Origin of the sequence: Zarconia navalis LEGE 11467 (assembly GCF_015207075.1) — a bacterium.
Classification (GTDB): Bacteria; Cyanobacteriota; Cyanobacteriia; order Cyanobacteriales; family Geitlerinemataceae; genus Zarconia; species Zarconia navalis.
In genome coordinates this window covers 1-10184 of sequence record NZ_JADEXN010000139.1, presented here as the reverse complement: position 1 = coordinate 10184, position 10184 = coordinate 1, and the positions used below count along the sequence as shown (strand labels likewise).

Here is a 10184-nt window from a genome sequence, read left to right as displayed (position 1 = left end):
GAGAGATAAGACATCCTGATAACACGCTCTATGCAACACGTAACACACTTGGTCTGGTAATCATGATTACCAGACCAAGTGTGTTACGTGTTGCATAGAGCGTGTTATCAGGATGTCTTATCTCTCGTTACACGCTTCTCGTACCGCGTTACAACAAATTGAGTTCTCGTTACGTGTTGGTGGTGGCTGAAACCCATACGGGGTGGGGGTTGTAGGATTGTAGTTTTTAACGTGTTACCACCTTATCAAAACGTGATACGAATATCTTATCTCCTTTACAGAACACGTTACGATATTTCTATCAATCGACTCGTAACACGTTGCTCGACTTTTAAATTTCTTATAACGTGTTCTGAATTTTCGTAACGTGTTAGTCGATGTGTCCCTCCATCGATGACGCTCGATATGTCCCTCCATCGATGACGCTCGATATGTCCCTCCATCGACCACCATCGATACACGCCTCCACCGACGCGCGTCCCTCCATCGACCATCGTCGATATGTCCCTCATCGATGACGATCGGATGTCCCTCATCGATGACGATCGATATGTCCCTCATCGATGACGATCGGATGTCCCTCCATCGACCATCGTCGATATGTCCCTCATCGATGACGATCGATATGTCCCTCATCGATGACGATCGGATGTCCCTCATCGGTGGCGATCGGGTGCGTCCCTCACCCGTCATTCTCGCGACCTGCAATTTCATATCCGGGGCATACATCGCCATAGCGCCCGCTGGCTGTCCCAGGAAGACCATCTCACCTCCCTACCTTTGGGATTAATCATTTCTCCCACTGTCTCGCCTCTAAGACCCCTCACGGGCTGCGCCCTTCTGACCCGAGGGCTGTTGTTCGCAATAGTCACCGATTCTGCCTACCCAAATCGCCGGAAAATCCCACTAACCCCCTATAGTGCCGGTCGTTTTTTTCGCAAATCGCTGAAACGCCCTCCCAGTAAGCGTTAGACCTTGCGCCAAAAACGGGTGTTTTTCAGAAAGTGCCCGTTTTTGGCGCGCACTCAAACCCCCATTCTCTCGTTGACAAAAATCGCCTATTTCACCCCTCGTCATTCTCATTAACACCGAAAATCGCCCCCAGATTTCCCCAGAGGCGATCGAGTATCTCGACAGATTTCTTTGACTCGATCAGATCCTGAATCTCGGTCGAGATGTCTTTCCCTTGATGACTATCCCGATTGTGGAAGAGGTCGGTTAGCCCGTGCTTGTGGTTGTGGTCGCTCACCAGCCCATGATGCTCATCAAACCAGCGCGCTACTACCTGACCGTTGCAGCCGGACAACTGACGGACGGCATATTTATCGAGCGACCATTTCTTATCGGTCATGTCGCCAGCGGGAAACCGGTCGTTATGGTCGATGATGGCTTGTACCGCGCGCGCAATCCGTTCGTCACTGGCTCCCGTCCCCCGCGCCGGTCTGTCGTACTCACCCAAGCCGAACAGCTCATCGTTGCTCACCTGCGACCAATCGCGGGCGACTTTACGCTTGGTTGGTTGTGGCTTTGGAGTTGGAGTTGGAGCGGGTTGGGGCTGTGCGGTCTGACCTTCTACCAATCGCTCCATCATCTGGGTCAGCGTGTCGAATTTGGCTTCAAGGGCATCGAGTCGGGAATCGGTTTGAGATGAGGTCATTTCTTCATCCTCTGAAGTGGTGGGTTCGGATTGGACTTCGGGTTCGATCGGGACTACTAACTTTTCAATCATCGTGACCACGAGCCGATCGATGACCTCGTGATAGCTGCAATCCCACAATTCAGACCATCGGGCGATCTGTTCTTTGGTTTCGGGCATCACCCGAATGCTAGGGAATTTTTTGTAGGGGATTGATTCAGGCATGGTGGGGTGTGGGACTTCTCCGTTGACTCGATAATCGCTGTAGCCGATGGTGGTGGTGATGTGCTTAAGATCGTTATCGGTCGGAGATTCTCCAACGAAGTGACCGAGCAATCGGGCCGCATATAACATCTGTTCTCCGATCGATCCGTCACCGATATCTCGCTTGGTGGCAATCGCACTGTAGGCAGCTCTGAGGGCTTTGCAATTTCCCTCCGTCTCTCCTTCTCGCGTGGGCAATACCGAGGCGAATTCACGCTTGACCGCCCGGTTGATTGATTTATTCGTACGGCGGTCGATTTCGTCGTTCTGCCGTACCAGGTCGCGGGGATTGTTGGCTCTGACTTCTTTGAGAAGGCTTTTGAGTTCCGTTCGCTTTCTCAGATGTCCCAGGGTCGAAACGACCAACTCAGCAGGAGCAAGAGTAGCGATGGAAAATATGGGCTTCTCATCTCGCTTTTTTCCTTGTCCCTCGAATATGACTTGGTAATCGCCGTCAACGCCAAATTTGGCTCGGGCAACAATCTCATGGGGTCGTCGTCCGGTCAGAGCAACCAATCCAGCGACAATCTCCCAATGGTCATCGGACTGAACCAGAGCGATCGCTTTGTCGATGACCTCACCGGGATTAAGGGTTTGGGCGTTCCCCAATCGAGATATCACCCGGTCAGTGTCGTTGCGCTCGACCCACTCGGAAGCATTCAGCCCGCAATACTTGAAGAATAGATGTCTCAGGGTCTTGGAGCCGTCGCGTTTCTCTTCCTGATAGGCGTTTAGCCCGTCTTTGAGAAGGATCGGACGAAATAGCTTGTAATATCCGTGTTTGCTGAGTTTCGTCCCCAGAGTGCTGACCTTAAACCGACTTCTGAGATATTGATTTTCAGCGCTGGCAATCTTGGCAATAGTGGGTTCGTCGTAGAGATTGCCGCAAGCTTCGTAACAAGTTTCGGCACGGCGATCGAGATTCCGTACCCCTTCGAGAGACTCGTAAAGTGCCAGGGCTTCTCGCTGGTCTGCTGTGTGTTCTGGAATGGTAGTGGTCATTGATTTAATCTCGTAACTTGTTACATTATAACAGAACACGTTACAAGAATGCAAGTACCTTGTAACGTGTTCTTGTTTTGTCGATCGGGCGATTGGTGAAATATGGCGATTGGGTTGGTGAGTTTATTTTGGTTAATTGCTAATCCCGATCGCCGTCGATATTTCTATCGATCGCCCGGTTGATGGTTGTTTGGTTGCTTCAAAGCAAATCGCCCGTTATCGATCGCCTCAACAATTCCCAACCCCACAATCGCGATCGCCAGCGCCCCGATGACCACCGGGAGGGATTGGATGCGGATGCGCCAGGTGAGATGCCTCTCTGGAATAGGCTTCATTACATTGAGCGGCGGGTCGAATCGACGAATCTCTAAGGCTTCAATCCAGTCCAATTCATGGGCTTGGCATAGTCGGTAGTGGAGTCTGATTCCACCCATCTGCTGCAACGCGAGCTTCCGATGATGGACTTTCGACCCGGTGGCATTCCAGCGACGATGAACGGAGCGCGATAACCCCACGTATTGGACTTCTAAACCCTTCCTGGCATAGTAAATTCCCGGTTGCTTTGGAAGGTCGTTGACGCGCGTTAAATCGACGCTGGGGTAGGTTAGAACCCTCAACAAATCAAGCATTAGATTTTCCTCGTGAATTTGGAAAAGCGCGATCGGGAATCGAACCCGATCGAGAACCTATTCGCGCCGATTAGTTACTGCCCATTCTTGTGTTGCAAGTATTTAGATTTACCTACATCTGACAACTTATCGAATAAGTTGTTTTCATCGATAAACTCTACGATTTTATCGATGGGTAACTCTACTTGTACTTCATAAAACGTTGAAGCGAAATCATGATATTCCTCCTCTTTTTCGTAGAAGTGTATCCCCGTAAAATCTTCATACACCCGGTAGTTAGAAATTGCAAAAATCGTTCTGGGGTTGTTGGTCATATTATTAAACCTCTCGGTTAATGGTTTTCAGGATTTGGGATTACTCCCAAAAGCGCGGGTAGGAATCGAACCCACCCGAGACCAGTTCGCGCTAGTAACTAATAGTTACTTATAGATAAACTTGGACTGAGCTTTTGTCTTTTTGCAGGACGAACAGTACCCTCGTCCATCCTTCCGATCGGTCTTCAAGATCACATCGCACGTTGGGCAGTGAGGGAGAGCGTCGGACAGTGACGCGCACCCCCCATTGCGAGAAAAGACGCTGGCTTTTGACGCTGGGTCATTTCCTTGCGGTGTAATAGTTTCAGCCTGACGCGCGTCATTCTCCGTCACTTTTGCGTCACCCCCCTGACTCTCCGATTTGGACGCGATCTGACCCTTGATTTCCTCTGCCAGCGCCTCCGAGTTACTAACAGTATCGACATCAAAAACAGCGTCATCAAAGTTAGGTAAAAAGAAGAGCTTGGGAGACTGACCAGCGACTACAAGAGCAAGCCGCAATTCGCGAGCGCTATCAGTAACCAGGCGATTCTTAGACTCCATATACTGCTCGATTGCGTCCATATTTTCCGAAAGTTTACCCAGGGTTGCATCGCTTCCTTTGCCCTTTCCGTAGGCGTTGAGATAGATGCGAATCTTGTTGACCCCAATAACAATTTCAGTGAAGAGCGATCGGTCGTCGGTCATGAATCCGGGGATAGTTTTGGTCATTACCGATTGACCTGAAACGATGTAGCCGATGTTGTTATGTCCCCCCTGCTTGAGTAGTTTTTTCATCTCGGTGGCGTGTTTCTTGGGGTCGCTCGCGTCGCTAAGGGTGTTGTCGAACTCATCCCAGACGTACAGGTGGAAGAACTCGGAAGCGTACCGGGGGTTCTGGACTCGGAACTCGTAATCGTCGATTGCATCCCCAAACGACTTCACCGCCTGGGTTTGGTCTCCATACTTGAGGAAAGCAGCCAGCGGATAAGTGTCGCCATCTTTGAGAGACGAGTTAGCGCTTGGATAGCTGACCGAAACCAAGGTATGTGGGACTTTTTTACCCTTGGGAACGTTCGCCATTCGCGCCCCGGCTGCAAGCATCTTGGAGACCATCACCGCCGTCGTAGGGGTCTTACCAGCGCCGGGGTCGGCAATCAGTCGGTAACGCCAGGGATTCGAGGTCACGTACCGAATAAACTCGTCAGAGGAGCCAACCAAATGGGAGATATCCGAATCCTTGATTCGAGGTTCGGTGCGAGCTGTCACGGTAATGACGTTGGCATAGTCGAGTTTGGCGAATTTACCTAACTCGGAAAGTCGAAGGCTGGTCTGGATTTTGGGGGCGTGGGCGTTGAGATTGCGAACCAATGCGCTCGGATCGATGGACTTGGAAAATCCGAACCCAATCTTGATATCGCCGTTGGTCGTCTTGACTCCCTGGACTTCGAGGGGCATTTCTGCGACCGCCCATAATTCCTTGGCAATGTCGTTGGCGACCCGTGAAGCCAATTCGTAGGAGCGAGGGAGATAAATCGGTTCGGTCAGCTCCCCCCGTTTCTCTTGCTGGAGCTTGGCAAGCTTGGCATTCAGTAAAGTGATTTGATTGGACTGGCAGCGTTTTTCGTTGGTCAGAGTTTCGTAGATTCGGTCGAGTGCCCGTTCGGTGTTGGTTTCGAGGTTGTCGGCAGTTTGATACAAGTAACCGTTCAGTTGTTCGGCTCCAGTACCCCACTCCTTAAACCTGACGGCGTTATCGATCGCCCGCTGGATGAGAACCTCGCTCTGGTTCCAGATGTCGGCTAGTTGGCGCTTATATTCTGCGTCGAGTCCATCGGCGATCGCCACTTCGAGTTCGGACTGGGAACTGTCTCGGTAATCGTTGAGTTGAGCCAACGCCTCATCCCGTTCCGCGATAGCTTCCTCTAGTCCCACCTTTTCCGCTGCTAAACCGCACTCTAAATCGCTATTGAGGTCATGCAGGGCTACGGTCGCCTCTTGAGCTTTTCGAGCCGTTTCCAGGGCGATTTTGAGCTGCTTTTGGATGTTGGTAATGGAGGATTGAAGGTCTGACTCGACGCGCTCCAATTTCTCAACTTTGTGGGTGGCTTTGTCCCGTTCGGAGCGGATTTGAGCGATTTCTCGTTCGATCTTATCGTTTTTGCGTTCGGCGACCTGAGTGGCGACGATGGCGGATGGGACAGCGGTCATCGCTCCAGCGACGGGATTCTGAGTGGCTAGACCGCCGATGATTCCGGCGATGGCGGCGGCTGAAAGGGTGGGGAGAATATGGAGAGGATTCATAGTCTTATGTGATGGTTATGTGACTGAGTTGATGAGTCGGGACGAGATGACCCGCCCCGATAGTGTTACTGAGCGGGTGGAAGCGATAAACCAGAGGTCAATGCTTTGAGGTCGGATTCGAGTTTGTTACTTTTGGCGGCCGCAATTTCAGATCTGATTCGCGCTTGTTCGATGTCCTCGTCAAGTGAGGTATAAGCGTAGTCCCGTACTTGAGTCGCCGTGGTGGTTTGGCGACCGGCGATATCGAGCTTGAGGAACTCTTGCTCTAACAATTCCTCGGAAGTCCGATACTTGACCGCCTTGCCTTTGGTTTCGTTGATGGTGGTCGCCGCGTCGATTCCCGCGCCGATGGCTTTGGCTTGTTTGCCGATGGTCTCGAATCGTTTCTTGCTGGTATCCATCGCCAGACCGACAGAATCGAGAGCGTTCTGGGTCTCTTTGTAGATGAGTCGGTTTCGATCGTGCTGCTCATCCGTGACCCGTGGCATGGACTCTGAAGGAGCCAGGGGGTCAGAAATGTTGTAGTTGGTCGGCTCGAAAGCAGGCACTGACTCACTCACGTTGTCCGGGGTTAAGTCGGATAAGCCGTTTACTGTAAGCTCCCGCCCTTGGGGGGTGTTGGCGATCGCACTCGATTTGGACTTGGTGGATTTGGATTTGGATTTGCGACCGGAATTTACCTTGTCTACGGCTTTCTTGGCGCGTTCGGCTGCGGTCTTACTAACAGATTTTTTAGCTGGCATGGTTGGAAATTCCTAACTTGTGGTTGATGATTTGGCGCATTGCGGCGAACTCGATCTGGATTTCGGAGAGTTCTTCGCAGATTTCTCGGTGATTCTCAGAGAGGGATTCTTTGAGGTCTAAAAGAGGTAGAGCTTCCTGCAAGTCCTCGTATTGGGTTTCGAGGGACTCTCTGAGGGCTTCGGGACTTCGATCTTCATTCATCGCTCGAACCTCCGATGGTCTTGAGGGGGATTCGATCGAAGGTCAACTCGTGAGGAACTGAGGCGGTTGGGAGTTCACACACAACACCTTCCTCAGCTACCCGACAATCGAAGCGCACTCGCTGACTGTCTTTGAGTCCGAGTTCGTATCCGGTGTATATCGACGCTCCCACCGTTGCAAGGTACAGGGAGAACGTGACCCATTTAGAAGTAACAATGCGAGCGATGAGCGGCGGTTTATTCTCAGCAGTCATGTCATTATTGATTTATTGGTGTTAATGCCCGATTTGCTATGCGTTCGGGCGGACGCTTGAGGGATGGTGTGATTCGTGTCACATCGTCCCTCTCTTAAATTTGGCGGTATTTTTCAGCCTCCGATAGGCGACGTTTGCGACCTTGCTGCGCTCCCTTCAATAGGTCTCTGAGCCTTGAATACCGAGCGATCCGAGCGTCGATGACCGAGCTAGATGGATAGTCTTTGCAAATCCCGATCGCGATATCCAATGCTGAGATAGCAGTTGCGATGTCGGTGTGTCTTAAGGTCGTCATGATTCGATGGAGTCCTTTTCTAGTCGGTCTTTCAGGTCTCGAAACCTTTGCAGCTCTTGATTTTCTTCCTCAGTTCGATCGCCTCCGAGCGTCTCGAAGTAATCGACCTCGTACTCGACAGTCTCAAGTAGCCAGTTGTATTGAGACTCGTCCAAGCTGATGGTGATATCAGGCATTTTGATGACCCCAGATGAGGGAAGTGGGGACGGATAAGACGCTGAAGTACAGGCGGTTTAGCCATTGGAGATAATGCGCCCAGGGACTCAGCGGAGCCATTAGGTTGTGTCCGGGCATGAAGATTGCATAGTCGTTATCATTTTTTGACTTGACATCCGCATTTGCACGGTCTGAGTTCTCGCCAGTCGATTCGCCGTTGGAGATAGGAAAACCCTCGGATGTCTCGTCCTCGTCATCAAATTCTCCATTCCCATATAAGGAATCTGCATGGGGGTCGTCCTCGTCCTCAAACTCAACTCCGGTCGTCGGTTCGTCGTTGACTTGGGCGCGATCGTATTCCTGAATCGTTCGAGCCATCGCAGCCCAATCGGTGGGAGCGGAGGCGGTCAGGTCGGGTTCGAGGTCGTCATCTTCGGTGGAGGTCAGTTCGTTGAGAATCGCTTGCCATTCACTCTTCAGGCTCAGGTTGTGGTTCGGATAAATCTCTTTGACTTCTTTGGTAGTGGTGACTCCCAGGGCTTCGTAGACTTCGGCTTTGATTTCGATGAGTTTCATGTCGTGTCTCGTGAGGTTTACGTTGAGTGAATTGGGCGTTCAGTCCTGGGTTTTGGTCGCATCGCTCCCATCAGCCAATCCCATTGCTGCCAATGTGGAAGCGTCGAGTTGACCGCTGAGAATCAGTTCCCGCAATTGGTCGCCTTGGCTTTTCAGTCGGAGCGCATCCGCTGCCACTTGGTTTAGAAATGTCGCGTTTGTCGTTTCCCGATTGCGGGTAGCAGCCGCTTGAAGTTGTTCGACTCGCTCCTGCCCTTGGGAATAAGTGTCGAGTGCAGAACTTTGGGAGGCTTGGGAATCGACGAACTCCACATCAACCGCCTCTACTTGGTTCTGGGATGTTTCGATCGCTTGTTCCCATCGGCTGAATTGAGACAGGGCAGATGGAGCGACGGCAAGGGCTGATGATTCGGAAACGGTCTGCTGTGGCTGGACTTGGGGCTTAGCTTTGGGGTCATAACCGTACTCTGCCCAAACTCGCTTCTGATATTTGGCGGGCTTCTCGGAAATCATCACAAGCAATTCGCTCTGTGCTTCGCTCGTGATTTTGTCACCTGTAGTTAGAACAGTGAAATCGGGGGCGATCGGTTGCCAGACTTTCGCCAAGCGTTTTACGAGCTGACCGACGTAGGCAGGAGTGATGTTGTTGGCGGTGGCAAACTCGCGACGAGTGAGAGGGGTAAACTGTTTACCCTTCTCAACTAAACGGTTTACTAAACTATCTGAAGTGTTTACTAAACTGTTGGGTGAATTGTTTAGGACTTCTACCTCAATTGGCTCTAAGTCTTGGGTTACAGTGCTTTGGGTCATTTGTTTACGTCTGTAGGTGAAGTGTTTAGCTGTTAATAATCTCAATATAAACACTTTTATTCACGCTGTCAACACAATTTTGTGAATAACAGCGCTATAATTGAGACTAGGTAAACAAAAACCCTTGCAGTCCCGTGCTTTCAAAACACGAAATTTCTGCAAATTTGAGACAATCTACGGGAAGGTCATAAATGAACACAATGCCTAAGCCACCCAGAGCTACCGGAAAAAAAGACGATCGAATACTTGTATCGGGACTTGGAGAGTACTACGACGATCTACTTACCCTAGACGCTTGGGTAAATGGACGCAGCAAGCCACAGCAAGCCAACTCGTTATTATGCGCCAAGCTGATGGAGAGGGAAGGTCGGATCAAAGAGCGCGTTGCATACCTTGCAGGAAAAAGAGGAATTAGCGCTGATGAGATGTGGGTACAAATACTTCGAGGTGATGCTGAAAAAATCCACCCAGAAGAATCGGAGCAATCATCAGTGTACGCGCAAGAATAGCGATTCAGCTTCACTACCTGAAAAGCTCGATGCTGGTGAAGACTTCCAAGCACTTTTAGTCTTCGTTCTCTAACTTTTCCAAGTTGGATTTGTCCGGAGTGAAACCCCTTCCCGAAATGTTACTGACGGCACGAGAAATAAATGATAGTAAATAATCTAGGAGAGTTAGGATTAACATCTTTCAAGAGACTTCCTCACCGAACCTTGCAAGGGAGAGACTCGTTGCCTAGTAGCTCGGGAATTTATATAGTTTTCGCAGGAGGATCGATAGTATACGTTGGACAATCAGTTGACATTAAGCAACGATGGAAATCCCATCATAAATACGATGAATTGACAAAATACCCAAGGGTTGCCATACGTTTCTTCCTAGCGCCCGTCGGACTGTTGGACGAGTTTGAAGAGTATCTAATAAAAAGGTTCGTACCCTTATTGAATGAGTCGATCAAGCTTGGGTACTTAAATAACCTTAATTCGCTTGTGACCACCTACCACCACCACCACCACCACCA

Annotated in this window: 13 protein-coding genes; 2 read left to right on the top strand and 11 right to left on the bottom strand. The window is 50.5% G+C overall.

What is annotated here, in order from left to right; all coding sequences use genetic code 11:
• The first annotated feature begins 538 nt into the window (after positions 1-538).
• The gene (locus IQ235_RS09485) at positions 539-790 is read left to right on the top strand and encodes a hypothetical protein (protein WP_264321233.1); all 252 of its coding nucleotides are present in this window, start codon (positions 539-541) and stop codon (positions 788-790) included.
• Between the two features lie 273 nt (positions 791-1063).
• Here the strand turns inward: IQ235_RS09485 and IQ235_RS09480 are convergent, their stop codons facing one another.
• From IQ235_RS09480 to IQ235_RS09430, 11 genes are all read right to left on the bottom strand, one after another.
• Positions 1064-2902: a protelomerase family protein gene (locus IQ235_RS09480; RefSeq protein WP_264321232.1), complete on the bottom strand. Its 1839-nt coding sequence runs from the start codon at positions 2900-2902 to the stop codon at positions 1064-1066.
• A gap of 164 nt (positions 2903-3066) precedes the next feature.
• A complete protein-coding gene (locus IQ235_RS09475) occupies positions 3067-3531 on the bottom strand; it encodes a GIY-YIG nuclease family protein (RefSeq protein WP_264321231.1) in 465 nt (154 codons plus the stop codon).
• A gap of 74 nt (positions 3532-3605) precedes the next feature.
• Entirely contained in the window at positions 3606-3845 is a 240-nt protein-coding gene (locus IQ235_RS09470; protein ID WP_264321230.1) for a hypothetical protein, read from the bottom strand.
• Positions 3846-3950: 105 nt separating this feature from the next.
• The gene (locus IQ235_RS09465) at positions 3951-6128 is read right to left on the bottom strand and encodes a coiled-coil domain-containing protein (protein ID WP_264321229.1); all 2178 of its coding nucleotides are present in this window, start codon (positions 6126-6128) and stop codon (positions 3951-3953) included.
• Positions 6129-6193: 65 nt separating this feature from the next.
• Complete coding sequence (locus IQ235_RS09460; protein WP_264321228.1) at positions 6194-6871, bottom strand: hypothetical protein; 678 nt, start codon at positions 6869-6871, stop codon at positions 6194-6196.
• Complete coding sequence (locus IQ235_RS09455; RefSeq protein ID WP_264321227.1) at positions 6861-7073, bottom strand: hypothetical protein; 213 nt, start codon at positions 7071-7073, stop codon at positions 6861-6863. The genes IQ235_RS09460 and IQ235_RS09455 overlap by 11 nt, the downstream gene beginning before the upstream one ends.
• Positions 7066-7326 (bottom strand): hypothetical protein, encoded by a 261-nt coding sequence (locus IQ235_RS09450; RefSeq protein WP_264321226.1) that lies wholly within the window; start codon positions 7324-7326, stop codon positions 7066-7068. Before IQ235_RS09450 ends, IQ235_RS09455 begins: the two co-directional genes overlap by 8 nt.
• A 94-nt stretch (positions 7327-7420) precedes the next feature.
• Positions 7421-7621: a hypothetical protein gene (locus IQ235_RS09445; RefSeq protein WP_264321225.1), complete on the bottom strand. Its 201-nt coding sequence runs from the start codon at positions 7619-7621 to the stop codon at positions 7421-7423.
• Complete coding sequence (locus IQ235_RS09440; RefSeq protein WP_264321224.1) at positions 7618-7797, bottom strand: hypothetical protein; 180 nt, start codon at positions 7795-7797, stop codon at positions 7618-7620. The genes IQ235_RS09445 and IQ235_RS09440 overlap by 4 nt, the downstream gene beginning before the upstream one ends.
• Entirely contained in the window at positions 7790-8353 is a 564-nt protein-coding gene (locus tag IQ235_RS09435) for a hypothetical protein (protein WP_264321223.1), read from the bottom strand. The genes IQ235_RS09440 and IQ235_RS09435 overlap by 8 nt, the downstream gene beginning before the upstream one ends.
• Positions 8354-8392: 39 nt before the next feature.
• Complete coding sequence (locus IQ235_RS09430; RefSeq protein WP_264321222.1) at positions 8393-9163, bottom strand: hypothetical protein; 771 nt, start codon at positions 9161-9163, stop codon at positions 8393-8395.
• Between the two features lie 191 nt (positions 9164-9354).
• Here IQ235_RS09430 and IQ235_RS09425 point away from each other — a divergent pair, with 191 nt between their 5' ends.
• Positions 9355-9672: a hypothetical protein gene (locus IQ235_RS09425; RefSeq protein WP_264321221.1), complete on the top strand. Its 318-nt coding sequence runs from the start codon at positions 9355-9357 to the stop codon at positions 9670-9672.
• Positions 9673-10184 lie beyond the last annotated feature (512 nt).

Excerpts from the sequence above, each read along its gene's own strand:
- IQ235_RS09485 (WP_264321233.1), top strand. The coding sequence starts at position 539 with ATGACGATCGATATGTCCCTCATCGATGACGATCGGATGTCCCTCCAT.
- IQ235_RS09480 (WP_264321232.1), bottom strand. The coding sequence starts at position 2,902 with ATGACCACTACCATTCCAGAACACACAGCAGACCAGCGAGAAGCCCTG.
- IQ235_RS09475 (WP_264321231.1), bottom strand. The coding sequence starts at position 3,531 with ATGCTTGATTTGTTGAGGGTTCTAACCTACCCCAGCGTCGATTTAACG.
- IQ235_RS09470 (WP_264321230.1), bottom strand. The coding sequence starts at position 3,845 with ATGACCAACAACCCCAGAACGATTTTTGCAATTTCTAACTACCGGGTG.
- IQ235_RS09465 (WP_264321229.1), bottom strand. The coding sequence starts at position 6,128 with ATGAATCCTCTCCATATTCTCCCCACCCTTTCAGCCGCCGCCATCGCC.
- IQ235_RS09460 (WP_264321228.1), bottom strand. The coding sequence starts at position 6,871 with ATGCCAGCTAAAAAATCTGTTAGTAAGACCGCAGCCGAACGCGCCAAG.
- IQ235_RS09455 (WP_264321227.1), bottom strand. The coding sequence starts at position 7,073 with ATGAATGAAGATCGAAGTCCCGAAGCCCTCAGAGAGTCCCTCGAAACC.
- IQ235_RS09450 (WP_264321226.1), bottom strand. The coding sequence starts at position 7,326 with ATGACTGCTGAGAATAAACCGCCGCTCATCGCTCGCATTGTTACTTCT.
- IQ235_RS09445 (WP_264321225.1), bottom strand. The coding sequence starts at position 7,621 with ATGACGACCTTAAGACACACCGACATCGCAACTGCTATCTCAGCATTG.
- IQ235_RS09440 (WP_264321224.1), bottom strand. The coding sequence starts at position 7,797 with ATGCCTGATATCACCATCAGCTTGGACGAGTCTCAATACAACTGGCTA.
- IQ235_RS09435 (WP_264321223.1), bottom strand. The coding sequence starts at position 8,353 with ATGAAACTCATCGAAATCAAAGCCGAAGTCTACGAAGCCCTGGGAGTC.
- IQ235_RS09430 (WP_264321222.1), bottom strand. The coding sequence starts at position 9,163 with ATGACCCAAAGCACTGTAACCCAAGACTTAGAGCCAATTGAGGTAGAA.
- IQ235_RS09425 (WP_264321221.1), top strand. The coding sequence starts at position 9,355 with ATGAACACAATGCCTAAGCCACCCAGAGCTACCGGAAAAAAAGACGAT.